The 24,823-nt window shown below is 54.6% G+C and carries 23 protein-coding genes; 16 read left to right on the forward strand and 7 right to left on the reverse strand.

Features of this window, described 5'->3' with window-relative positions; translation table 11 throughout:
• Nucleotides 1–546 precede the first annotated feature (546 nt).
• From A6X21_RS11725 to A6X21_RS11740, 4 genes are all read left to right on the forward strand, one after another.
• Nucleotides 547–2,439, forward strand: a complete 1,893-nt coding sequence (locus A6X21_RS11725) for a polyprenyl synthetase family protein (protein ID WP_240490244.1) — start codon at nucleotides 547–549, stop codon at nucleotides 2,437–2,439.
• Between the two features lie 173 nt (nucleotides 2,440–2,612).
• The gene (locus tag A6X21_RS11730; protein WP_068848086.1) at nucleotides 2,613–3,737 is read left to right on the forward strand and encodes a D-TA family PLP-dependent enzyme; all 1,125 of its coding nucleotides are present in this window, start codon (nucleotides 2,613–2,615) and stop codon (nucleotides 3,735–3,737) included.
• Between the two features lie 234 nt (nucleotides 3,738–3,971).
• Nucleotides 3,972–5,177, forward strand: a complete 1,206-nt coding sequence (locus tag A6X21_RS11735; protein ID WP_068848088.1) for an N-acetylglucosamine-6-phosphate deacetylase — start codon at nucleotides 3,972–3,974, stop codon at nucleotides 5,175–5,177.
• Nucleotides 5,178–5,476: 299 nt separating this feature from the next.
• On the forward strand, nucleotides 5,477–6,322 hold the full coding sequence (locus tag A6X21_RS11740) for a platelet-activating factor acetylhydrolase IB subunit (protein WP_068848091.1): 846 nt from the start codon (nucleotides 5,477–5,479) through the stop codon (nucleotides 6,320–6,322).
• Between the two features lie 385 nt (nucleotides 6,323–6,707).
• Here A6X21_RS11740 and A6X21_RS11745 read toward each other — a convergent pair whose 3' ends face one another.
• The 3 genes from A6X21_RS11745 to A6X21_RS11755 all read right to left on the reverse strand — a co-directional run bounded on the left by A6X21_RS11745 (nucleotide 6,708) and on the right by A6X21_RS11755 (nucleotide 9,342).
• Entirely contained in the window at nucleotides 6,708–7,121 is a 414-nt protein-coding gene (locus A6X21_RS11745) for a diacylglycerol kinase family protein (protein ID WP_240490245.1), read from the reverse strand.
• A 16-nt stretch (nucleotides 7,122–7,137) separates the two neighbouring features.
• Nucleotides 7,138–8,328: a metallophosphoesterase gene (locus A6X21_RS11750; protein ID WP_068848093.1), complete on the reverse strand. Its 1,191-nt coding sequence runs from the start codon at nucleotides 8,326–8,328 to the stop codon at nucleotides 7,138–7,140.
• Nucleotides 8,329–8,745: 417 nt separating this feature from the next.
• Nucleotides 8,746–9,342 (reverse strand): glutathione peroxidase, encoded by a 597-nt coding sequence (locus A6X21_RS11755; RefSeq protein WP_110766458.1) that lies wholly within the window; start codon nucleotides 9,340–9,342, stop codon nucleotides 8,746–8,748.
• 644 nt (nucleotides 9,343–9,986) lie between these two features.
• On the opposite strand from A6X21_RS11755, the gene A6X21_RS11765 reads away from it, so the two are divergent.
• On the forward strand, nucleotides 9,987–10,481 hold the full coding sequence (locus tag A6X21_RS11765; RefSeq protein WP_068848097.1) for a RidA family protein: 495 nt from the start codon (nucleotides 9,987–9,989) through the stop codon (nucleotides 10,479–10,481).
• A gap of 15 nt (nucleotides 10,482–10,496) precedes the next feature.
• On the opposite strand, the gene A6X21_RS11770 is transcribed toward A6X21_RS11765, so the two are convergent.
• The gene (locus A6X21_RS11770; protein ID WP_068848099.1) at nucleotides 10,497–11,219 is read right to left on the reverse strand and encodes a class I SAM-dependent methyltransferase; all 723 of its coding nucleotides are present in this window, start codon (nucleotides 11,217–11,219) and stop codon (nucleotides 10,497–10,499) included.
• 331 nt (nucleotides 11,220–11,550) lie between these two features.
• On the opposite strand from A6X21_RS11770, the gene A6X21_RS11780 reads away from it, so the two are divergent.
• The 9 genes from A6X21_RS11780 to A6X21_RS11815 all read left to right on the forward strand — a co-directional run bounded on the left by A6X21_RS11780 (nucleotide 11,551) and on the right by A6X21_RS11815 (nucleotide 19,336).
• Nucleotides 11,551–12,054, forward strand: a complete 504-nt coding sequence (locus A6X21_RS11780; protein ID WP_068848103.1) for an MOSC domain-containing protein — start codon at nucleotides 11,551–11,553, stop codon at nucleotides 12,052–12,054.
• A 105-nt stretch (nucleotides 12,055–12,159) separates the two neighbouring features.
• The gene (locus tag A6X21_RS11785) at nucleotides 12,160–13,071 is read left to right on the forward strand and encodes an alpha/beta hydrolase (protein ID WP_068848159.1); all 912 of its coding nucleotides are present in this window, start codon (nucleotides 12,160–12,162) and stop codon (nucleotides 13,069–13,071) included.
• Between the two features lie 60 nt (nucleotides 13,072–13,131).
• Nucleotides 13,132–14,094, forward strand: a complete 963-nt coding sequence (pyrF, locus tag A6X21_RS11790; protein WP_068848105.1) for an orotidine-5'-phosphate decarboxylase — start codon at nucleotides 13,132–13,134, stop codon at nucleotides 14,092–14,094.
• Between the two features lies 1 nt (nucleotide 14,095).
• Entirely contained in the window at nucleotides 14,096–14,494 is a 399-nt protein-coding gene (locus A6X21_RS11795; RefSeq protein WP_068848107.1) for a sirohydrochlorin chelatase, read from the forward strand.
• A 104-nt stretch (nucleotides 14,495–14,598) separates the two neighbouring features.
• Entirely contained in the window at nucleotides 14,599–15,168 is a 570-nt protein-coding gene (locus tag A6X21_RS11800; protein WP_013111155.1) for a helix-turn-helix domain-containing protein, read from the forward strand.
• Nucleotides 15,169–15,762: 594 nt separating this feature from the next.
• Entirely contained in the window at nucleotides 15,763–16,764 is a 1,002-nt protein-coding gene (locus tag A6X21_RS11805) for a DUF1559 domain-containing protein (protein WP_068848108.1), read from the forward strand.
• A 147-nt stretch (nucleotides 16,765–16,911) separates the two neighbouring features.
• Entirely contained in the window at nucleotides 16,912–17,037 is a 126-nt protein-coding gene (locus tag A6X21_RS25340; RefSeq protein WP_261340644.1) for a hypothetical protein, read from the forward strand.
• A 44-nt stretch (nucleotides 17,038–17,081) separates the two neighbouring features.
• The gene (locus tag A6X21_RS11810) at nucleotides 17,082–18,107 is read left to right on the forward strand and encodes a hypothetical protein (RefSeq protein ID WP_068848110.1); all 1,026 of its coding nucleotides are present in this window, start codon (nucleotides 17,082–17,084) and stop codon (nucleotides 18,105–18,107) included.
• A gap of 23 nt (nucleotides 18,108–18,130) precedes the next feature.
• Nucleotides 18,131–19,336, forward strand: coding sequence for a tetratricopeptide repeat protein (locus tag A6X21_RS11815; RefSeq protein WP_068848112.1), 1,206 nt, complete (start codon nucleotides 18,131–18,133; stop codon nucleotides 19,334–19,336).
• Nucleotides 19,337–19,366: 30 nt separating this feature from the next.
• Here A6X21_RS11815 and A6X21_RS11820 read toward each other — a convergent pair whose 3' ends face one another.
• Entirely contained in the window at nucleotides 19,367–20,311 is a 945-nt protein-coding gene (locus tag A6X21_RS11820) for a ParB/RepB/Spo0J family partition protein (RefSeq protein ID WP_068848114.1), read from the reverse strand.
• A gap of 212 nt (nucleotides 20,312–20,523) precedes the next feature.
• Here A6X21_RS11820 and A6X21_RS11825 point away from each other — a divergent pair, with 212 nt between their 5' ends.
• A complete protein-coding gene (locus tag A6X21_RS11825) occupies nucleotides 20,524–21,297 on the forward strand; it encodes an NAD(P)H-hydrate epimerase (protein ID WP_068848116.1) in 774 nt (257 codons plus the stop codon).
• 227 nt (nucleotides 21,298–21,524) lie between these two features.
• Entirely contained in the window at nucleotides 21,525–22,007 is a 483-nt protein-coding gene (gene gspG / locus A6X21_RS11830; RefSeq protein ID WP_068848119.1) for a type II secretion system major pseudopilin GspG, read from the forward strand.
• A 701-nt stretch (nucleotides 22,008–22,708) separates the two neighbouring features.
• Here the strand turns inward: gspG and A6X21_RS11840 are convergent.
• Complete coding sequence (locus tag A6X21_RS11840) at nucleotides 22,709–23,281, reverse strand: hypothetical protein (protein ID WP_068848123.1); 573 nt, start codon at nucleotides 23,279–23,281, stop codon at nucleotides 22,709–22,711.
• 298 nt (nucleotides 23,282–23,579) lie between these two features.
• The gene (locus A6X21_RS11845) at nucleotides 23,580–24,815 is read right to left on the reverse strand and encodes an aminotransferase class I/II-fold pyridoxal phosphate-dependent enzyme (RefSeq protein WP_013111145.1); all 1,236 of its coding nucleotides are present in this window, start codon (nucleotides 24,813–24,815) and stop codon (nucleotides 23,580–23,582) included.
• Nucleotides 24,816–24,823 lie beyond the last annotated feature (8 nt).

Here is a 24,823-nt window from a genome sequence, read left to right on the forward strand (position 1 = left end):
GTCTCAAGTCGCACCTCCCGCATAGTTGCGTCTAAAGACAGCCCAGAGCTGCAAGCGTGGAAGACAGCAGCTCGTTTTGGTTGCGAAGCCATGCTTGCCCAGAGCTGCAAGCATGGCACACAGTTGGCAGCATACGGAGCGTATGGCACACGGAGCGTATGGCACGCAGAGCGATATCATTTCATGGAAAACGTGATGAGACGCTGCTGGAAATCGACTGGGTTTCTGTACAGAAGGTGCGGTTGTGGCAACGACCACAACATTTTGCATGTTGAATTTACCAATTGTTCGGTCTCTGCCGGAGAGGGCAACGCTCGTGGGGAACTGTGGGTCAGTGGATGGCACACTTCTCGACTTCATCAATAGAACAAACGTACCCATTTTGCCAAACTTCCTGGGCAGCCCCTCGTTTCGGTATTCAATCCCGAGTAAGATCTGTGTTGAGCACGGGTACTCCTCGTGTGCTGAATCCTCTCAGTGTGAACACCTTATGAGGCGTTCCATTTGGGCTCTGCAAGCGGACTTCACCTAGTGAAACAGATACCTATGTCGATGACTTCTACGCCGGCATCACAAGTTATTGTTCCCGTTGAGGAGCAGCATCCCGAAGCCGATAAGCCCAAACGCCGGAGCACGGCACAATTCAAGTTTGTTCCGGAGACGCTCGCGCATCGGGAGAAGATCCGGTCTGATGCTGTGGCTTTTGGAAAGACGCTGGATCGTTCGAAACCCTTCACCCGCAATCAACTGGAAGCGATGGCGCGGGAGATGCTGGCCAGGCATGGTGAGCCCGAGAAGTTTCTGGGCTTTGCGATGGTGATGCTGGGGAATGTCTTCTGGCGCGAACAGTTTCTGGCCATTCCTTTTGAGCGGCGGATGCTGCTGTTGCCCCACTGTTTGAAGCATGCTGAAGGTTGTCCGGCCGATTACGACGAGTTTGGTCTGGATTGCGAACGCTGCGGTGCCTGTTCGATTGCTGATTACAAGGTGAAGGCCGAAAAGCTGGGTTATAAAGTCCTGGTGGCTGAAGGCTCGCCAATTGTCTTGAAGATCATTGTCTCCGGGCATATCGATGGCATTCTGGGAGTGGCCTGCCTGAATGTGCTGGAGAAGGCGATCGACAAGGTGCTGATTGCCGGTGTCCCTTCGTATGCGGTGCCGCTGCATTCGGGGGATTGCAAGAATACGACGCTCGATGAATCGTGGGTCTGGGAATGTCTCGATAAGTATGAGCCATTGCCCGATCATAAGACACGCAGCTTTGTGCCATTGATGAGGGCCTCGAACCGGGCTTTTGATGAGCATTTCGAAACGCTGACTCAACCCATTCGTACGGATGCACTCAAAGGTGATCGGGCGAAAGCTGCTGGCGGAGCTGATGCTCACGATCAATTGTCACCACTGAAGTTTACGGAGACCGTGGTGCTCGACTGGCTGCAGCATGGGGGGAAGCGGCTGCGGCCTTTTATCACTCTGGCTGCCTACGATGCGTTGACCGGCGCTGCCGGGCTGACGGCTGATCATCAGGATCAGGCCCTCGAATACCCACCGGCTGTCAATCGTGTGGCCATGGCCATCGAAGCTTTTCACAAGGCCTCGCTGATTCACGATGATATACAGGACAACGACCAGTTCCGTTATGGCAAGGAAACCTTGCACAGGCAGTATGGTGTCGGGCCGGCCATTAATCTGGGTGATCATTTGATTGGGGCGGGTTATCGACTGGTATCTGCCTCGCGAAAAGAGCTGGGAGCGGAAGTCGCCGCCGATATTCTCGATGCGTTTTCGGCAGCTCATATGAAGCTTTGCGAAGGGCAGGGAGCTGAGTTGCAGTGGTCGCGTTCTGGCCGACATGATCTGACGCCTGCCGAAGCGATGAAGATCTATGCGCTGAAGACCTCACCGGCATTTGAAGCTGCGTTGTATGCGGGTATTCGTATGGCGGGGCCGGTGGATGACTACGCTGAGATGATCACACAGTTTTCGCGCCATTTAGGTGTGGCTTTCCAGATTCTGAATGATCTGGGTGACTGGCTGGGTGATGACCACAACAAGCTGGTGGCTGGCCAGGATGCTCAGTCCATGCGACCGACGCTCTTGTGGGCCATGGCCTGGGAAGCGGCGACGTCTGCTGATCGCGAAGAATTGCTGCGCGTGGCGAGTTCGACTTACAGCCCGCATGCGAAATTCGAAGCCTTCAAGCGGGTTTTTGAAAAGCTGGGGATCTTTACCAAGGCTCAGGCTTTGGTCGAAAAGTCGAGAGCCCGGGTGGAAACTCTGGCCGACAGTGTCCAGCCCGATCCGTTACGGGAACTGCTTTATTTTGTGATCGATACCGTCCTCTCGGAAGAGCATCTCCCTGCTGCACCGGCACCAGTGGTCGTTTCGATGGATGCCCTGCGTAAACCTGTTCTCCATCAATTGCAGGTCAACGCCTGAGAATTGTGGTCGCTTTGTTCAGGACATCCGCGATCAAGACATCCGTCCGATTCATCAGGATCGTTGATCGATTGCCACGCCACCACCAATCGGCCATGCTGTGGCTTTGATTTTGTCACCACCTTGATCGGGGACCTTTTTGCCGATCATTGCCCGAGAGCCGAGCGTTCTGCATGAGATGGTCACCTCCACTGGCACCTGCTGTCGCCGAAGCGATTCCTTCCCCTGCGTTGATTATTGATCTCGGTGCAGTTCGAGAAAATCTGGACCATATGCTGGCGGTCAGTGGTGGGCCGCAGCGACTCCGACCGCACTGCAAAACTCACAAGATGCTGGAGCTTTCCAAGCTGGAGGTTGCGCAGGGAATTCGTCGGCACAAAGCGGCCACGTTTGCTGAAGCCGAAATGCTGGCGCGAGCTGGTGCGACTGATGTGCTGCTGGCTTATCCATTGGTGGGCCCGAATCTGCGCCGGGCGGCGGAGTTTCGTCATCGCTTCCCGGGAACAAAGCTGACAGTGCTGGCAGATGACGCCCTGACACTCGATGCGATGTCCGAGATGACCAGCACGGCCGGGATGACACTGGATGTGCTGCTCGATCTGAATGTCGGGATGAACCGGACGGGGATTGATCCCCGCTTACCTGAAGCGGTTGGTCTTTATCAGAAACTGAAGGCCTTACCTGGCCTCAATGCAAATGGCCTGCATGTTTACGATGGCCATTTGCATCAGACGAACCTTGAAGAACGTGCTGCTTCTGTGAAGCAGGTCTGGGAGATGGTGCAGCAGTTTCGCGAGCGGCTACATGCTGCCGGTATCGAAGTCGGTCAGATCGTTTGCGGAGGAACGGGGACGTTCGATCTGTGGAGCCAGGTGGACGATCCCGCGATTGAACTGAGCCCCGGGACGTGTGTGCTGCACGATTGGGGATATGCCCTCAAGTTTCCCGAGATGAATTATCGAGCCGCAGCATTTGTTCTCAGTCGAGTTATCAGCCGGCCAACTGCTGATCGGTTGACGCTTGATCTGGGTCATAAAGCGGTGTCACCTGACCAGGCGATGGGGCAGCGTGTGTGGTTACCAGAACTGATCGATTCGAAGCAGGTTTTGCAAAGCGAAGAACATCTGGTGATTGAATCTCACGATCGTGATCGAATGAGCGTAGGAGATGTGGTCTGGGGAATCCCCAGACATGTTTGCACAACGGTACCTCTCTATCCTTATGCAATTGTTGCCCAGGGTGGGGAAGTCGTCGACCGATGGGAGATTTCTGCCAGAAATCGACAATGGACGATTTAGGTCTGGGCGAACAGACTCACCTCATTTGAAGAGCCTTGAAAGTGTGATTTTCCTATCAGGAAAACGGGCCAGGCACTTTCTTGCTATATCTGAAAGAGAAATCCAAGAAGTTCCTTCCGCTTAAATTGTCTGTTGCCAGACGTTTCTCTCAGGGATTGCCTCCTTGTTTAACAGTCGGGAACCGTTCTGATGATTGGCCCGTTCGCGTTTGCGATGTGTGAAAGCCTGTGAACTATGCCTTGTTTTCGTGCGCGTCATTATTCGACAGGGGAGCCGCTGGAAATCACGATTCAGGGCGGGCGGATTGGCTCTGTGAATTCGTTGAGAACAGAGCTGTCGGAACTCGAATCGATAGCTCTGCCACTGGTTTCTCCCTCATTTTTTGACCTGCAGGTGAATGGTTACGGAGGGCAATGGTTCAGTGACCTGAGTCTGACAACCGGGCATATCGGGCAGATTGCCAGTCAACTGGCCCGGTTTGGAATTGGTCAGTTCCTCCCCGCCGTGGTGACGAACACGACCTGTGCCATGCACCACAGTGTGCGGACAATCTCGCGGGCGATTGAGGAAATGCCCTGGCTGGGACAGCAAGTGGCAGGGATTCATCTGGAAGGGCCATGGATTTCATCGAGGGATGGGGCCCGCGGTGCTCATCCACTCCATGCGATTCGTTCGCCCGATCTGGATGAGTTTGATTCTTTGCAGGCCGCTTCGAATGGCATGATCAAGCTGGTGACCGTGGCCCCGGAACTTCCCGGGATGAACCGCTTTATCCGGGAGCTTGTCTCGAGGGGAATCGTTGTGGCGATGGGCCACACGGCCGCCAATGCCGATGAGATTGAAGCGGCTTCGGATGCGGGAGTCACACTGGCGACTCATTTAGGAAATGGCCTGGAATCGAGAATCCATCGACATCACAACCCGCTGTGGCCACAACTGGCGGATGACCGGTTGTCGTGCAGTCTGATTGTGGATGGTCAACATCTCCCAGCGGCGTTTGTCAAAACGGTGATCCGCGCAAAAACTCTGGATCGGGTCTTATTGACCTGCGACATCAGTGGCTGGGCTGGTCTTCCTTCCGGTGCGTATGTCTCTGACTGGGGAGGTTGTGATGTGCTCGATTCAGGGAAGCTGGTGGTCTCAGGTCAGCCGGAATTTCTGGCGGGGAGCCACCTGGGTTTAGGGGATTGTATTGCGACAGCGACGGTTCTTGGGGAAATTCCTTTGGCCCGTGCTGTCGATCTGGCGACGCTTCAGCCACGAAAGCTGTTGCATCTCACGATTCCCGAACTTTCAGCAGGTGGCCTTGCCGATCTGACGATTTTCCAGGAACCCCGGATGCTCTCGCAAAAATCTCATGCCGAGCTGCCGATTCTGGCCACGATGAGTCAGGGGCAGATGGTTTATCAGGCGGAAGGTTTCCAATTGGGCAGTGCCTGAGAGCTGTGCTGGATGAGGATCATGGCTGAAGATTGTTCTCATCAGTGGAGAATTCTTCAGGAATGAGTGCTGGCATTATCAATTGCCAAACTGGTATGAAGATATCCAGTGCTGCTTGCTCCACAAGTTGTCATACCGATTCCAGAAATCAAATGTGCCTGCCGCGTTAATCAAGCATGCTTGCTCCGAGCCGCAAGCATGGCACACCGGGGGCCATGATCACCTGGAATACGTATCAAAAGCTGGTGTTGGCAAGCAGCTGAGGACGTTCATCTCACTCAACTTGTCAGGCACCACCGATGAAGCGAATTTTCCCACAGTTCTTCAGGTCATCACTTTCCACGGCATCACTGGCCACGGCATCACTGGCCACGGCATCACTGGCCACCGCATTCGTGCTCTCGTCTTTAGCCTCTCAAGGCTTTGCCCAGGCACCTGCAGCGCCGGCAGCTCCTGCAGCAGCTCAGGCGGCCGCTCCAAAAGCCAACCCGACAACCACACCTGCTCCCCGCAATGATCAATGGTGGCAGAATCGCCATGCGTCGATGAACAAGCGTGTTGCTGAAGGCAAGGTTGATCTGCTGTTTATTGGCGATTCGATCACGCAGGGCTGGGAAGGGGCTGGCAAGAAGGTTTGGGAGCAGCGATTTGCCCCGAGAAATGCCGTTAATCTGGGCATTGGTGGCGACCGCACTCAACATGTTCTCTGGCGTCTTGAAAATGGCAACATTGCCGGTATTGAGCCGAAGCTGGCTGTGCTGATGATTGGAACCAATAACTCCGGTTCTGATTCAAGTGAAGCGATTGCCGAGGGTGTGAAGGCCATTGTCGAGAAGTTGAAGACGAGCCTGCCGAAGACAAAAATTCTGATTCTGGCGATCTTTCCCCGTGGGGCCACTCCGGATACGCCAGGTCGCAAGGTGAATGAAGGGGCCAATGCGATCATTGCCAAGCTGGCCGATGGTGAAAGGGTTGAGTTTCTCGATATTGGTCCGAAGTTCCTGGAGGCCGATGGGACGCTGAGCAAAGAAATCATGCCCGATCTGCTGCACCTCAATGAAAAGAGCTATGGCATCTGGGCAGATGCGATTGAGCCACAACTCACCAAGGTTTATGGCCCTTTGCCAGAAGCTCCTAAGCCATAAATTGAAAATTGAACGATGAAGAGATTGATGACCGTGAAGTGCCGATGGAGTTCCGTCGGCTCACTTCACGGTCATTCGTGCCATACGAATCGTAATTTGTGATGGTGGGTTGGAAAACACGAAAACATGCTTGCCCCAAGCTGCAAGCATGGAGCACAGTAAAGACCACGCCCTCTCGCACTGTTTTGATTTTTTAGGGGCTTCAGGGACGTGCCACCCTGCGTGTGTGCCACCCAAAGTATTATGAAAAGTTGTGGCAAGTCTGCTGATTGCATGAAAACATGCTTGCCCAGAGCTGCAAGCATGGCACATAGCGGGTTGACCAGGGGGCGAATGAAGACATTCGACCCCTGCCACCCAACAGATGCCACACCATCGGTTCGCTTCACGGTGATTTGATGAACGCCAACAGTTTCGGCACAAAGATCAGCGCTCCGATCAGGACGGCGATCATTGAAGCCAGGAGGACGGCACCAGCCGCTAGATCCTTGGATCGGCCTGCCAGCGGATGAATTTCGGGTGAGGCCAGATCGACAGCACACTCGATGGCTGTGTTGATGACTTCACAGCAGAGGACGAGTCCAATCGTCAGTAGCAGCAGGCACCATTCCGTCAGGCTGCAACTCAGCCACAGGCCCAGGAGAAGCGGAACTGACGTGATGGCCAGATGCCGCTGCATGTTTTTCTGTGTGGTTGTCACATCGACGAGGCCTCTCCACGCATGACCAAGTGCTTGCAGAAATGCGGGCTGTCGCAACAGTATGCCTTTCGAAAGTGAAGCCTGGCGGTTCGCAGTCAACGATGGGCCCGCCAGATTACGAACCGTTTTCGTGCGAAGCTTCGGCTGCCTTAGGGCGTGTCAGTTCTGTTCGGGGGCTGCACTTGAGGACAAAGCGGGTGATTTCTGGCAGACAGCCGAATCGCAATCGATCCTTTCCGGAAATCCCCCGGGAAACGTGCAGATACATCGAGTTCTTTTTGTAGAGTCCACCCGCATATCGGACACCATCGACACTGGGAGCAAAGACCGGCCCCAGGATCGGCAGACGGCATTGCCCCCCATGGGTATGCCCGGCAAGCATCAGGTGGACATGTTGATCGACAGCCCAGCGCCACAGGTCGGGCGTGTGCGATGCGAGAATTCGGAAGCGATTGTCTGGCATCGAGGCGAAGGGCGGGAGGTCGCCCATCCAGGGGAATTCTGTTCCCGCGATGACGATTTCACCACTGGGGTCTCTCAGTGGTAACACGCGGCCAGCCAGATCAATCCAGCCCGCATCTTCAAGAGCGATGCGGGCGTTGACATGGTCGGCTTGCCAGTCGTGATTGCCAAGTACGAAATAGCATCCCAGCGGCGCGTGCAACGAGCCGAAGAGTTCGGGAACCCAGCGCAGACAGTCGGGATCATCGTGCAGATCGCCAGTGAAAATGTAGAGATCTGGACGAAGCCGCCCCAATTCTTCAAAGACCGCACGGAAGTATTCCAGTGGCATGCCTTCGCGAAAATGAACGTCCGAAAAGTGAGCAATTGACAGTCCACTTGAGACCTCGGGCAGTCCTTCGCAACGAATAATTCGCTGGGCCACTTCGAGCATCAGCACTTCGTTCCCGGGCAAGCCCAGGAGTCGTGAAGCACCGGGATGGTGCTGGAGTGCGGTCTTCCAGGAAAGCCGCTGGAGATGACATTCTTCGTCGACCGATCTTCGGCAAGCCCGTTGCCATTCAACGACATCTGCGATCCACCAACCCACAAGACCAACGCCACAGATCAGATAACCAGTTTCAAGGATCGACGGCGCGAGTGTCTCAATGCTGAGTAAGCGGATCGCGAAGACTGCAGCGCCAACAAGGCCCACAACTCCGGCACAAACAAACAGAACACCATGAATCCATTGGAGTGTTCGCTTGGAATAAGGCTTGGCCGACAGGTAGTTGATGGCTGCCACGATGGGTCTGAGCCACCCGAATGTGGCCATGATCCAGCCAGCGAGCAACAGAATCTGCATACTTCGCCCGATCAAGAATCGCCTGGGAATCCGTTCGCTCGTGATGTCCGAGAATCAATAACATTCAGTTCAGCATTTGCCGATTCTCAACGAGTTGCAAGCAAGAATTTGGCCAATCTGTCAGATGGGTTATCAGTGAACCTTATTTATGCCTGAGAGAAGATCTGCAAACCAGATCTGTCAGCCCAGACGGTATGGGAGAAAGAAATGGCCCACCCCGATCAGGGTGGGCCTCGATCATCCGTCTGGTAGGGTGTCATGAAGTTCCAACGGAATGCACCGGCTTCGGACCATATTCACCACAACGTAAATGCCTTACATCTGATTCCGATTGCCCAGTACAAGACTCTTCTCCCGACGGGGGGAGAGAAGGGGAGGGATGGTGCAATCCGTAAGAACTTCTTGCACCCTACGCAATTACTTCTTGGCCAATTCGGCTTCAATAGCGGTCACCAGTTCCTTGGAATCTGGCTTGACGCCTGACTTGTACCGGCCCACGACTTTCCCATCGCGCGAGACGAGGAACTTTTCGAAGTTCCAGCCGATATCGCCATTGCCATTGGGGCTTTGGGCTTTCAAATCGACGTAAAGAGGAGAGGCCTTGGGGCCATTCACATCGGTTTTGGCGAGGAGGTCGAAAGTGACGCCATACTTGTTTGAGCAGAAGGTCTGAATTTCATCGGCTGATCCGGGTTCCTGTCCGCCGAACTGATTACAGGGAACACCCACCACTTCCAGCCCCTGATCTTTATATTTTTCCGAGATGGCTTGCAGAGGCTTGTACTGGCCTGTGTAGCCGCAGGCACTGGCAACGTTGACGAAGAGAATCACTTTGCCTTTGTACTTGGAGAGTTCGACGGGTTCGCCACTGAGAGTTGTGAGTTTGTGCCGGTAGATTGAGCCAGTTGCATCAGCCGCGACGGTTGTCATTTTGTCTCCTTTTGTCATCAGACCAGTTACAACTGCTGCACTTACGAGTGCGAGAATCATCAGACCGCGAACCAGACTTCTCATTATTGGACTCCAGGCAGAAGACAAATTGCGACGGGCCAGTTGCGACGGGCCAGTGAGGAACAGTTTGTGTGAAGTCGGGCTTTGAGTCAGTCAGATTTCACACTTCACCAATCACTTCCGAGGAAGTTTTCAACTCATTCAACCTACTCACCAGAGCTCGGTATTGGCAATCAAGATTGTCAGTAATCGGGCATTTGAAAGTTGGGTTGAATCAGTGCAGCAAACTTGTGGTGTGCTGTGATCAGTACACCCCCACTAGACAGTTTAGACGCGACAATCGGACCGCACAGCCAGATTTTGCAGATCCTCGACAATTGTGTTCTCTCCAAGCCCCCTGAAAACAGGGTTTCTCATGCTGAAGCAAGGCTCTGGATTGAACCAGACAATGCGGTGAACAGTCGTATCAGAATGTCGAGATGGCTGCATGGAGGGGATGATCAGGTGATCCCAATGACTGCAGGCCCTGCGAGTTTTTCGGTCGGAGATCATTTTTCTGGAGAAATCCCGCCCGCTGTGTGAGTGCACAGATTGTGAGGCCAGTTCACGTGCTGCATACTCGCCGTGATCAGTGAGGCCGGGTCACGGGGCAGAAGGGCAGTGGCAGCATTCTGCAGGATTCAGAACGTCTTCGAGTAAGGTCAGCGATGACAGAGAGTCAGGAAACTCAGACACCGTCGGACATTGATCGACGAATTCAAGAGTTGGGGCTGGTCCTGCCGCCGCCACCACAGCCGGGCGGAGTTTATGCGCCCATCGTGATTGTGGATCGCTGGCTGTATGTCTCGGGGCAGGGACCGAGGCTGGCTGATGGTTCACTGATTGTCGGGAAGGTGGGGGTCGACCTGTTCGAGACAGAAGCCTATTCGGCGGCCCGTGCTGTGGGTCTGACGATGCTCTCCACTTTGAGACATGAACTGGGGTCACTCAATCGGATCGAGCGACTGGTGAAAACACTCGGGATGGTCAACTGTGTCTCGGAATTCACCAATCATCCCCAGGTGATCAATGGCTTCAGTAACCTGATGGTCGAGATTTTTGGGGAAGTGGCAGGTAAAGGGGCACGCAGTGCGGTCGGTATGGGTTCTTTGCCCAGCAATATTCCGGTGGAAGTCGAAGCGGTGTTTCTGCTGAAGCCGTAGATCGCGTTGTGATCATCAGCGGGCTTTGCCAACCAGTGTCCAGTGGCGATCGCTGTTTTTCGTGACCGTTGTTTCGATCGGAAGTTCTCTGGCAATTGCCTCGACTTCTTTCAGGCTGAGTGAGGCTGCGAGAGATTGGCGGAACAACTGCTGCTGACGTGGGGTATCCTGACCCGCATGAGTATTCACGAGTTCCTCAATGGCTGCCGAGGTTTCTGGCCTCAGGAGATCACGGACAAACAGCACGCCGCCCGGGGCCACGAGCAGGGCTAAATCCCGGAGCAACTGAGCTGCGTCTGCCACATGATGAACCAGACTATTGGACATCACGATCTGAAACCTGGCACCTTCTGCCACAAGTGGTGTGGTGGTGGTTTGCCTTAACGTAATGCGATCCCGATAGCTGGATGCCAGGACGTTTTCCTGAGCGATTTCGAGCATGGCGGGTGAAAGATCAACCGCCAGGATATGGCCCCATTCCACCTGCAGGCAGAACTCGAGAGGGATTCTGGCAGTGCCGGTGCCCACATCGAGGATTGTCGGTGGAAGGCTTGTTGGCAAAGCGGACGTGAACTCAGGTGTCGTGGTGTCCCGGGGTAACTGAAGATCGGCAGGAGTCAATGCCGCCACCAGGTCGGCGACGAAAGCCGCGTTGACGGCGGAGAAATCCATCTCATCGTAGGCGCGGGCCTCTTCGGGCGTATCCATGACTTCGGGTTCAAGAACTCTGGTCAACATGGCAGAAAAATCCGTTACAGCCGCATTGGGAATTGAAACTGCAGAAGTATGAAACTGGTCGAGCGATCAATGAACTGGAACTGTTCCATGATCTGTTTGACGAATCGATATTCGGAAGGCGTTTGTTGCCGGCAAGCAGAAAGGTTGTTCAGGGCTGATCAGTCTGGCACAGGCCGTTCGATTCTCAATGGGAAGAGAGACCGGACAGATGATGATCACGTTCCTTATTCTACGTGGATTAGAATCTCTGTGATGGATTCTTCACCAGAAATGTTTTGAAATTGAAACCTGTCAAGTATCACCAGGCGGAAAAGAGCGACGGAAACTTTTGATGCGCACGATTGCCGAACTGATGCAGATTCTACCGCAAACAGGGACGATTCGCTGGATGGGACTCAGCTCCGCACGGCGGTCGAGCATCGTGGCTGTTGAGGAAGTGCTGGCGATTGAGGGCTATGGACTGGAAGGCGATCACCATGCCAAACGCCGACCCGACACCAAACGGCAAGTCACGCTGATTCAGGCCGAGCATCTGGTCGCTGTGGCTGGCCTGATGCAGATCGAAAGGCTTGATCCGGCACTTGTTCGCCGCAATCTTGTGGTCTCGGGGATCAATCTGCTGGCTCTGAAAGGACAAACCTTTCAAGTGGGAGACGCCATTTTTGAAGGGACTGGCTCATGCGATCCCTGTTCACGAATGGAAGAAAACCTGGGCCCGGGAGGCTATAACGCCATGAGAGGACATGGTGGCTTGACGGCTAAAGTTCGCACTGGTGGAAAAATCCGACTGGGTGACGAGGTTCGACTGCTGCAGACAGGGGACCTGATGCCGTAGGCTTAGAGACATCTGTCTTATGACTTTTCGTGGAAGTACCTGCTGATGACAAACAACTTTTTCCGCTCTGTGGTTCGACGAGTGTGCCGTCGGTTGAATTCGAAAATGGCTACTTTGATGGCGGGGAGTCTGCTGGCGCTGGTGATTCCAGGGACTGCCGGTGCTGCTGAACCGAAAATTGTCCTGCCACTGTGGCCGGAAGGTTCGGCTCAAGTGGCCTCTTTACCACAGCCTGAAGGTCTGGCTGCTCCTTTGACAGCCGGTCGGCAAGTCCCCAGGCTGCAGAATGTGGCGAACCCGACTCTTGCCGTTTATGAACCACCGGCAGACATCAAGAATGGGACAGCGGTGATTGTCTGTCCGGGTGGTGGGTACAGCATTCTCGCGATTGAGCACGAAGGGACAGCCGTTTGTGAGTGGCTGAACACATTGGGCGTGACGGCCATTCTTCTCAAATATCGAGTCCCGGCCCGTAAGGATCAGCCGAACTGGAAAGCTCCGCTCGAAGATGGGCAGAAAGCAATAGAACTGGTTCGGGCGAATGCCAAAGAGTGGGGATTGAATCCGGAACGGATCGGGATCCTCGGTTTTTCCGCAGGGGGGCATCTGGCAGCACTGGCCAGCACTCGCTTTGAAACCCCCGAGCTTTCTGACACTAAAACCCCGGCAGAGAAAGCGAACATTCGGCCTGATTTCACGATACTGGTCTATCCGGCTTATATGACCAAAGGAAAAGAACTTTCGGAACTGCTGCCAGTCACTTCGAAGACGCCACCGGCCTTTATGGCCCATGCTTTTAACGATCCCGTGACATGTGAAAGCAGCTTGTACTATGCAACAGCGCTTAAGAAGGCGAATGTTCCTTTTGACCTGCATATCTATTCTAAAGGTGGGCATGGATTCGGGATGTTCCCGGATGCTGGTGCTGCGGCCACGTGGCCGGCTCGTTGCGAAGACTGGTTACGAGCTTCGGGTTTGATTCCCGAAAAGCCACTGGCAACTCATCCGAAGAAGTAACATCCTGCAGTTCAGGGTGCTGTGGCGATCATCGAGTTTTCTGGAATGTCAGGTTATTGAATGGCCTCGTTTGTCTCACGTCTGCATCAGGCAATCCGCACGAAAAAGACCGCTGCATTAGTTGGGCTCGACCCTCGCTGGGAGCAGTTGCCAGCCAGAATCCGTCGGGCGGCCGAAGAAATGTATGACGACCCGGCAGCAGCAAAAGCGGCCGCATTTGAAGAGTTCTGTGTGCGGCTGATTGATGTTGTGGCCCCACTGGTGCCAGCCATTAAGCCACAGGCAGCTTTCTTTGAAGAACTGGGGCCTGATGGTTCGGTGGCGCTGGCCCGCGTGATTCGATATGGGCGAGCCCAGGGATTGATTGTGATCTGCGATGCCAAGCGAGGGGATATTGGCTCGACAGCCGAGGCCTATGCCAGGGCCTATCTGGCTGGCGAAGATCCACAGGCAGCGCCCTATGCGGCTGATGCACTCACGGTGAATCCTTATCTGGGGGAAGATACACTCCAGCCTTTTGTCGAACTGTGCCAGAAGCGAGAGGCTGGGATCTATGTTCTGGTGAGAACCAGTAATCCCGGGGCAGCCACGTTTCAGAACCATCAAAACTGTGAAGGTCAAACGCTCTACGAACAAGTCTCTGAGACCGTCGAGAAACTGGCACTCCAGGCGGGGTTTGATGGCAGTTATGGTTCGATTGGCGCAGTGGTGGGGGCGACTTATCCCCGCGAACTGAAAGATCTGCGTGAAAAAATGCCCCATGTCCCACTTTTGATTCCCGGGTACGGGGCACAGGGTGGGAATGCTGCGGATGTGGCAGCGGCCTTTGATTCGGCAGGGCTGGGGGCGATTGTGAACAGCTCGCGGGCGATTAATTTTGCCTTTCGCAGTCCTGCTTATGCAGAAAGTTTTGGCGAGAAACAATGGGAAGCCGCTGCCGAAGCGGCCACCCGGGCTATGATTGCTGATCTGGCAGCGAATACTCCTGCTGGTCAGTTCATGGTCGATTCGAAAGAGGCTTAGGATGGATTTGTTATCGACGGGGGATGAATCAACAGCGGTATTGCTGATTGCGCATGGCAGTCGCCGGCCTGAAGCCAATGCCGACTTGTTAAGGATTGCCGAAGGTCTGCGGTTAGCTGATTATGCGGGGCCTATTGCCTGTGGTTATCTGGAATTGGCCGAACCTGATATCCCCACAGCGGCGAGAAGCTGCCTTCTGCCTGGCATTCGCCGGTTATTGATGCTGCCTTACTTTCTGTCGGCGGGAGTGCATGTGAGTGCCGATCTGGAAGAGTTTCGCCAGCAGTTGAGCGAAGAATTTCCCGAGGTCGAGTTTGTGCTGTGCCCGCATCTGGGATTGCATCCCTTAATGATTCAGATTGTGCAGGATCGCCTTGCGGAAGGACTGGCGCGCGTCTGAAGGTCATGGAGTGGTCGATTTGATACTGGCAGGAAAGCCTACACAAAGAATTCATAATTGGCGGGGGATATTGTTGCCTCGCGACTTGTGCTAGTATCTAAAGCATGAATCTTGTTGAACTTGCACAGCGAATTAAGAATCATCGGATCGACCAGCGGCTGACGCTGGATCAGGTGGCGTCGCGTACCGGGCTGACGCGCAGTTGGTGGTCGAAAGTCGAGAACTTTCGCATCACTCCGTCGCTGCAGTCGCTGGGCCAGATTGCGGCTGCTTTGGGAGTGAGTGTTTCCGATCTGGTCGAAGGGCTGGATCGCAAGCCACAGATGGCGGTAATCCGGAAATCTGAACGCAAAGTCGTGGAGCGGAATCCCGAGACGTCAGATATTGTCTATGAGTCTCTGGCCCATGTTCGCCCTGATCGAGCCATGGATCCTTTTCTGCTGACTGTGCCCGCCGGTGGCCAGAGGAAAGATGCCCTGGGTCACGAGGGGGAGGAATTTCTGCTGGTTCTCTCCGGTAAAGTGCAGCTCGAATACAACAATGAGATGCTGGAGCTGGAGGAAGGGGACAGCCTTTACTTCGATGCCACCACGCCTCATCGGCTGGTCAATCCCTTTACGACCGATACCCGGGTACTGTGCGTGTTTTACAGCGGACGCCAGGCCTCGGAGTGAGTTGCCTCTAATGGCAGACGTCTCTTTGGCTCTGTTTCTCGCGCAGAGGGCATCACTGCCGACCCATCGACTTCGATAATGTTTTGCCGTCGAGTGGATTGAGTCTTGCAGTTTGTGGTGCCTCATGGCGATCAGTCTGAGGGAGAAAATCAGACTCTTTCCGCATGGATCAAGTCGAGGTCGCTGCGTTCCCGTTCCACGCTAAGGAGAGCCGGTCATGGTCAGTGGAGACGACAGATCTCTTTTTCAGTCAGCTTGATGGCGATCATTGTCAGTTTCCGCAGAATCTCCAATGAGGTTGTGGCCCGGGGTGTGTTGACTGTGTGGCAACACTGATCGGATTGTCACAGGATCTGGGGGTGATCACGTGGCGAAGGAGACGGTTTTATTGTGACTTAAGGTTAACAATGATTCTTTTCGGGAAAAATAATATCTCTTTAACGGAAACTTAATCGACCTGGGGTTGAATCTCACACTTGATTAGCCGACTCAAACAACTGTTGAAGTTGATTTTAAGTCAACTGTGTTGGGCGTGTGATACTCAGTCTGCGATTCGTTTTGCGGGCGATGTTCTTTTAAGGAAAAGGATGACAGATGTTGATCGTGAAGCAGAACCAGAATTTGAACCAGCCCCACAGGCCAGGTTTTACGCTGATCGAGTTGCTGGTGGTGATTGCCATTATTGCGATTTTGATTGCCCTGTTGCTCCCCGCTGTCCAGCAGGCACGAGAGGCGGCTCGCCGCAGTGAGTGTAAAAACAACCTGAAGCAGATGCTGCTCGGTCTGCACAACTACCACGATCAGCATTCGGTCTTTCCACCGGGGGGTGTAGCCCCTCAATGTGCCGGAAATCCTCCTGTGAATCTTTCGGGGATTCAGGAATGTACGACACCATTTGTGGCTGCAGCGGGGCTCAACTGGGCACTACAAATTCTTCCCATGGTGGATCAAGGGCCCTTGTGGGCTAACGTAAAAGGGGTTGTCGATACAAAGATTGATCCCCTCGATGCGATGAACAACATATTTGGGCATTACAGCCCACCGATGTATCGTTGCCCCAGTCATCCATGGGATAACCGGGCGAATGTCGCGTTTCGTGCGCTCGAGAATATGTCTCGCGGGAATTACGCCGCCAGTTACGGGAATGGGACTTTGCTGCAGTCGATGACCGTGAATGCCAACAGAGGTGCCTTCACGATCAATTCGCGCATTTCGGCCAGAGATTTTACCGACGGGATGTCAAACAGCGTGGCCCTCAGTGAGGTGATATACGTCGTTGGTAACACTGCCGATGCCCGGGGTGCCTGGGTCTTTCCAGGGATGGGGGCTTCCGCCTTCAGTACAGGTCGCGGCCCGAATGATCGTACTGCTGACATTCTGGCGAGTTGTGCAAACACAACCAATGAGCCTTGCACCCAAATTTCGACGACGAGTGATCAGGGCCCGACGATCGCTGCTCCGCGCAGCTATCACACCGGTGGCGTGCATGTGGGGATGGCAGATGGTGCAATTCGATTTGTTTCGGAAAACATCGATCGGACAGTGTTCTCGAATCTGGGGACGATTGCCGGCGGTGAGACCATCGGTGAGTTTTAGATTTTGGTGACCAACGGATTGATTCCGTCTGAAGTGTGAGCAGTCGAGTTATTTTTCGCTGCCCACACTTCGGCTCTTTTCGCGACCAGGTCTTCATGCGGATGGGCGGGAAGACTTCATTTACTCTTCCAGAAAGAAAAGCAAATCATGCGTCAATGGAGTTATTCATTACTATTAATCCTTGTGCTCTGTGCAGGCTGTAGCGCTAAAGCTCCAGATGGTGCGACCAATATTGGTGATCAGACACCGACCCCGGAATACACCAATCCTTGATGCTGGTCGGTTATGTATCATTCGATCAATGATTGAGATTCTTCATGGCGTCAGATTCGCGAACATCGAGCAAATGGTTGCTATCACCTTCGCTGGATTTGCTGTTGATTGCGAATATTGGATGGCCACTGCTGGTGCTGGTCGCCTGGCTGGGCTCGGGGCCTGCCCAGGCCGACTGGCAGTTTCTGCAGGTCTACTTTCTGACGACGCCACACCGCTGGTTGACGTTATTCCTGGTATGGGGTGATGCCAAACGTCGTGAATCCCACTGGGTTTCCTACCTGGGTGTGCTGCTGGCAGTTGTGCTTGTCTGTGGACTCGTACAGGCCGGGACAGGGGCGCTGACCTGTCTGGTAGCAGCCGATTTTCTCTGGAATATCTGGCATTTTGCGGCGCAGCATCATGGGATTTATCGGATCTATAGTGCTGCAGTATATCCCTCCGGGCGATGGATCGAGCGCATGCTGCGAATCGGTATTCGCGGCAGTATTGTTTATGTCGCCTTGAGGGCGTCGGGCTGGGTGACGCTTCCGTCGTCTCCGGGGATGTTTGTAGCCGATGCGATGGCTATCGTTACCCTCGCGATGATCCTGGTCGTGGCGCTCATCCGATTTCGCGTATCGATGTCTGGTAGTATTTATTTAGCCAGCATTTCGATGTTGTATCTGGCATGGCTGCTGGCTGAAATCGGCGGATTTCGTGATTGGATTTTACCACTGGCGATTGCTTCGGCCTGGGTGCATGCCTCGGAGTATATGGCTGTCTGTAGCTGGTCTGTAAGAAATCAGGCGGCCAAATCAACGAATCGAGATGATGGTGTCAAGCTGTCAGCAGCAGTTTCATCGAGAGGATTGCTTGGTCAGTTGGCTCCAGTGTGGTCGGCTACCATTCTGACTTATCTTCTGGTGGTGGGGCTGGGTGGCTGGTTTTTAAGTCAACGAGTCGCGGAAATCTGGCTGGCACTGAATCTGGTGGCTGCTTTTCTGCATTATGCCTATGACGGCATGATCTGGAGGCGTGGTGCTTCCCGAGAGGATGCGGAAGTGCCGGTCGGGCATGCGGCGGTTTAATCATCGGTAAAGAGTGAAACGTTGTGACAGCAGCCGGGAGTGATGAACTCAGCTTGTATTTATGGAGTCTCCTCGCGGGGCTTCCTTTGGCCTATGCACTTGTCGTGGCAGTCGTCGGCAGGCCAGAGAGTCAGTACCGTTGGAAACGTCTGTCGTACGTGGGATGCGGCGCTCTGCTGGGGCTGGTGCTGAATGTCTTGCTGGGCCTGCCGCAAAGTTGGTTTTTGATTGTGCTGGGGCCTACGGCGGGATGTTGGCTGGCGGTGGCCATTCTCTGGGTAAGATCGAGGTCGGTGGGATCGAATCCCAGTGATTTGAGACCTTTGGTCGCGAAGAGTAAGGCGTCGAGCATTCAAGGTGCTTTCTCAGAGCGATTGAGCATTCTCATCGCGCTGGTGCTTGCTGTGGTGCTGCCATGGCAAATGACGGCACAGCGAGTGCGCACCTGGGCTGATCTGGCAATCACCCGCATGCATGAGGGCCGTTTTGTCGCGGCCTACGATCTGCTCGATCGTATTGATCAACTCTCCGGCCCGAAGACAGCAGCGACAGTCTTGCCAGACATGTCAAGAAAGCAACTGGAAACCCAGATTCGCCAGATGATTCAGTCCGTTGGTGGTGTCGAGATCACGGAGGTTGAAGGTCAGCTTCAGAAAGTCAGGTTACTGCTCGGACTGGACGAATTTGAGCTGGCTGAAGAGCTGCTGGCGAAGATCCTTCGTGATCATCCGGAATCTTTCGAAGCCTTTGAACTGGCAGGCCTCATGTATCAGTTCCAGGATCGCTGGTCGCTGAGTGAGACAAGTTTTCTACGAGCCGTGGAACTTGTGCGACAACGAGACGTTCGAGGAGAGTCAGGCCATCAGAGGGTCGCAATCGATGCCCGGTTGTGGTCAGGAGCAGCGTATGCCGCCCGAAAGCGGGGCGCCTACGACCGTGCAGAGAACTGTTATCTGAAAGCCTTGGAGGCCGCGCCAGGATCTGACAAAGCCAGGATCCATTATGTGTTTGCCCAGTTTCTGGAGGAATCTCAGCAAGCGTTAAAGGCCGCCGAGCATGCCAGGCAGGCAGCGCTGCTGGAACCGGCCCTCTATCAGGTTTCTGCTCAAGAACTTCTTTTGCGATTACGGACAGCACACCTGGGGTGTTTCTTGCTGCCGCGACGTTTGGCGGGCGAGCAAGCCGCTACAGAAAAGAAGATGTCGCCAGCCGCCATGAAAGACGACTGACGACATCTTCGATCGTTCGAGAACTTCGCTTTAAGCGGCGATTCTCTGGAGTGAGCCCAGAATGCGCTCGAAGTCGTCGTTCGAGGTGAACTCGATGACAATGCTCCCTTTGTCTTTGGCTTTGCCTTTGAGCTTGATAGCGACCTTGGCACCCAGCATGCCCTGAAGCTGTTCCTGCAGCATCAGCACATGATTCGAAAGGCCCTGGGAGTTCCCTGAGCCGGACTCATGACCGGTCTGCTGGAAGGGGACTGTGGCTCCCTCTTCGACGTTCCCTTCGGTCTGCAGGCCGCGTACGGCTTCTTCTGTCTTGCGGACCGAAAGTCCTTCGCTCACGATGCGCTGAGCCAGTGTGACCTGCTGATCATGTGAGAGGCTGAGCATGGCGCGGGCATGTCCACCAGTGAGCTGGCTTTGCCGAACCATCTCCTGAACCGGGCCAGCCAGTTCGAGCAAGCGGATAAAGTTGCTGACTGTCGAGCGATCCATGCTCAATCGTCGCGAAAGCTCTTCAATCGAGCACTGGAACTGATTGAGATAATCCTGGAACGATTGTGCCTTTTCGAGCACATTGAGATCTTGCCGTTTGAGGTTCTCTTCGAGTGAAACTTCGAAGACCTGCTGATCGGAAAGTTCGAGGACCCGGCAGGGGACAGTTTCGCAGCCGGCTTTGCGAGCTGCAATCAGGCGACGTTCACCGGCAATCACCTGATACATGTCGCCAATCTGGCGAACAATGATCGGCTGCAGAACGCCATGCTGGCGAATACTGTCGGCCAGTTCGTTAATGGCCTGTGAATCGAAGTCTTTCCGTGCCTGGAAGGGGTTCCGCTCGAGAAGATCGATATGAACTTCTGAGTGATCGCCTACGTTCGAGACAGGCTCATTTTCGTGATGATGCCCACTCCCGAGCAGTGCATTGAGCCCACGGCCAAGACGACGACGTGAAGGTTCGGGGGTCAGTTGATCATCCATGATCTTTGTTCCATCCGATCAAATTGTGAACTCCGGCATAGCCGGATTAATCGCTCCGCACACCGTTATTCGGCAGACCGTGAGGGAGAGATTGATAACACTTCGTATTCCGTGAAAACAACCTCGCAACCGTTTCACGCTGCGCTTCACAATCGTTGCAGTTTACACTTGAGCGAATTCTTCGGCAGAAGTTGCAGTGCAGGGAAACGTCTATGGAAATCTGCCCATTTGTTCGCCTTTTGGACTGGAGAACCTTGCGGGCGGCTGATTGCCTGACTGCCCGGCAGAGCCGGGAGGTGGATCGTTTTGCGATTGAAGAACTGGGCATCAGTAGCCTGGTGTTGATGGAAAATGCGGCTCGATCCGTCTGTGATTGGATCAGCCAGTACGACCAGGCTTCATCCGGTGGAGAGACATCGTTCGTCGTGCGCATCGTCTGCGGACGCGGAAACAATGGTGGAGATGGATTCGCGATCGCGAGACTCTTATGGACGATGGGCTACGCCGTGGAGATTTTTGCGACGCATCCGGAGGCTGAGTTTTCACCGGATGCCCGTGCGAACGCAGCTCTCGCGAGAAAGCTGGGAATTCCCTGGCGGGAGCTGCAGGAGTTTGGTGAAGCTGCTGCGAGCGCCCAGGCTAAGGATTGGATTGTCGATGCCATTCTGGGGACGGGGCAAAGTCGCCCATTGAGTGGTGTGTTGGCAGAACTGGTGCAGGGGATGAATGCCAGCGCGTCGCGAAGACTGGCGGTGGATCTTCCCACAGGTTTCTCGGCAGATGCAGGCCCGGTTTCGGGAAATCGGTTGATTGATCAGCCGCATGAACTTGCGGGGCTGTGTGTGCGTGCGGATGTGACCATCACGTTTGTGACGCCGAAAATGGGAATGTTACATCCCGGGGCACGAGAGTATCTGGGCGAGACTTTCGTTGCTTCGATTGGGCTGCCTGAGAAACTGCTGCGAGAGGCTGTTTCTTTGCAGTAAGATGAGGTCGTGAGATCAGGCGGGTTTCGGGTGCGGGGAGGATGGCTGGCGAGCAGAAAAAACTTCCCACGAGGAGTGAGGAGTACCGAATCTTTTGCATCTGCCGGGTGTTTACGACAAGATAGAGTCAATGTTGACTTTGTGTTAACGCCCTGCCATGGCCAGATGATTGTTTCTGCCAACGCCATATTTCTGCTGCGACTGTTCGACATTGAAAGGCCTGCCCCATGATTTCCCATCCGCTGTCCACTGCGAGACGATCAACCGGTCGTTTGGTGCGAAAAGGCTTTACGCTGATTGAAGTTCTGCTGGTGCTGGCAATTCTGGGTGTGATTGCCGCGATGGTTGTCCCACAGCTTCTTGGGCGTCAGAAGGAAGCCATGGTCAAGGCCACCAAGGCCAGCATCAAGGGGTTGGAAGATGCCCTGCAGCAGTATGCTCTCAGTCACGATGGTGAGTATCCTCAGGGATCTCGCGACGAGGCTTTTTCGCTGTTGATCAAGCCGGGCAACGATGCCGACGGCCGACCGATTGCGCCATACCTGGATAAAGTGCCGCTGGATGCGTGGGGTCAGGGTTTTTATTACGAGAATCCCAATTCAAAAGTTCCCAATGCCACCAAGCCCGCGATCTGGTCATCGGGAGCCAACAAACAGAACGAAGACGGCAGCGGTGACGACATCAACAACTGGGCGAATCTGGCCCTGTAAGTGATTCGGCCCAGTAAGCGATCTGGAATTGCGACGGTGTGTCAGCGAGAGTGTCAGAGATAGTATCGAAGTGCGATCGCTGCTCGATGCACCAGATCAACCTCATCAATTCAAGAAAAGGCCCGGCTCCTCGAAAGAAGACCGGGCCTTTTTGTTGTGTCGCGTCGCACAAGAAAACTTACATGGTTCCCGGTGGTTTCTGGCTTGAGACGGGTGGCCCGGCCAACTTGTGGCCGGGTTGTCGTGCCGTTCCACGACAACAAGCAGCCGCGCCATCTGCGTGTCCTAACAAGACTCTTGACTTGGCCTCGGGTGGCACGCCCCTGGAGGCTTTGCGCAAGGGCGTGGTTCTTGCCCGGCGGCACGGTGCAGGTATTTTCACCCAGTCCCCAGTTCCATGGCGCCGCTAGCATGAAAGCATCTGAGACATGCTTTCAGAATCTTCGAACAAATTCGCCATCAGCAATCAGAGTCCCATGATCTGGGGGCAAACGAGGACGTTTGACCCCAGCCACGCGACTTCAGTCACATCGCAGAACAGTGCTCCGACAAAGTTGTGTGCAGAAGATAGATCGAAGCTGCAAGCATGGCACACACAGTGCTACTTATCATCGAAAGCGTGTTACACCGTTGCGGTGGTTTCGGGCTTGAGGCATTTGCCTATGGCGATTCTTTGAGACATGCGAGTCTTAGCCAAATTATTATTGTTTGATGTGATCTTGAATGACGTTATCTGCCTCAGCAAGAACCGTCAGGGATGTCGAGAAGCCAAATTTGAAACCGGCAGCCCCCGCGAGGGGGACACCCTTGGGAAGATTGTCCGGGATTCCTGCGTAGCCACCCGATTCGTAAACCACCAAGCGGTGGGTCTTCCCCACATATTCCTTCTCGATCTCTTTTTGGCTGGCGGTTGGATTCCCTCCCTCCTGTTTGGCCCCAAAAAGTAACGGCGGCTTGTCGTGGGGGAGGTTCACGGTGGAAGACAAACTGTCGACCACAAACCGCATGAGCGGCGGCTTTTCCAAAGGCTGGCCATTCACATGCGTGACAGTAAGAAGGTAGAGGCCTTGATAAGCCTTCACCCGCGTCTCATCCCCCGAAGTCACCACGGCATCAATGGTGGCCACAGTTCCCAAGGGCAATCCCAACTGGCCCAGCAACTGGCGTCGATGAAGTTCTTCCAAGGTGATGGGCGTTTCAACGGACTTGTTTTGAGCCAACAGCGAGCCACTCAAAACCAACAGGCCAATGACAACCAGATAGGGTGCTTTCATGAGAAGGTTTCCCCTTTTAAGAGCGGCAACTAGCGCGACACAAAGACGTGCCAAGACATTCCATCTTACAATAGCTCCTTGCGCATTCTAACGAGGGGAACCCCGCCGATACCGTAAGCCAAATCACTACGAAAAAGCCCGGTTTCCTAACTGGAAACCGGGCTTTTATTGATCGACTTTGCCAAATCAAACCTCATACGCTTTCCAACTGATAACAGCGTATTGAGAGCTTGCGTAAACATGCTTGCCCGGAGCTGCAAGCATGGCACACAGGGTGCAACTTATCATCGAAAGCGTGTTACACCGTTGCGGCGGTTTCGGGCTTGAGGCATTTGCCGATGGCGCGGACGGCTTGCCTTAAGCGCTGGGAGTTCTCGACAAGGGCCAGACGCAGATAGCCTTCGCCTTCTTCGCCGAAGCCACGGCCCGGTGAGACAGCCACGCCGGCTTCATCCAGGAGCTTCATCGAGAAGTCGATCGAACCCATCTGGGCCCATGGCTCGGGGATCTTGGCCCAGACGAACATGCCGGCCTTGGGTCGTTCGATTTCCCAGCCGAGGCGAGTCAGGCCGTCGACAAGAGCATCGCGGCGGTGCTCGTATTCCTTGGCGATGCTTTCCACGGCCGATTCACAGTGACGCATGGCGACGATGGCCGCGATCTGAATCGACTGGAAGATGCCGTAGTCGTAATAGCCCTTGATGGTGGCGAGAGCACGGACCATCTCGCGGTTGCCGCAGCAGAAGCCGATACGCCAGCCCGCCATGCTGAAGCCTTTGGACATGGTCGTCAGTTCGACACCCACATCGATCGCGCCAGGCGTCGAGAGGAAGCTGGGAGCCTTGTAGCCGTCATAGCAGATATCGGCGTAGGCGAAATCGCTGATGACGAGGAACTTGTACTTCTTGGCGAGCGCCACCAGTTCATCAAAGAAGCTCTGCTCGATGCAGGTTCCCGAGGGATTATGCGGGAAGTTGACGATCACCAGCTTTGGCTTCGGGAAGAGGTGTTCGCAAGTGTAGGCAACGTTTTCGAGGAACTTATGCGGCTCACGCACATCAAGCTGGATCACGTTGCCACCAGCGAGCATCACCGAATAGGCGTGGATGGGAAAAGTGGGTGCAGGGACGATCGCGGTATCGCCGGGGCCCATGAGTGCCAGGCACATGTGGCTGAAGCCTTCCTTCGAACCCAGGCAGGCGATGACTTCGTCGTCCGGGTTGAGCCTGGCCCCGTAGATGCGATGGTAGCGGGCAGCGACTTCCTTGCGGAGGTTACCGATGCCGTTGGCGACCGAGTACCGGTGATTGCGGGGATCGGCGAGCGATTCCTTCATCTTGTCAGTAATGAGCGGGTCGGGCGGATCGGTGGGGTTCCCCATACCGAGGTCGATGACATCAATCCCTGCCTGCCGCTTCTGATACTTGAGCTTGTTGATCTTCCCGAAGAGGTAGGGTGGCAGACGCTTCAAACGATCGGCCACGGGGATCGAGAAAGCAGAGTCGGACAGTGGAACTTCGGATTCGTTACGCATGGCAAACT

Source organism: Planctopirus hydrillae (assembly GCF_001707835.1).
Taxonomy (GTDB): domain Bacteria; phylum Planctomycetota; class Planctomycetia; order Planctomycetales; family Planctomycetaceae; genus Planctopirus; species Planctopirus hydrillae.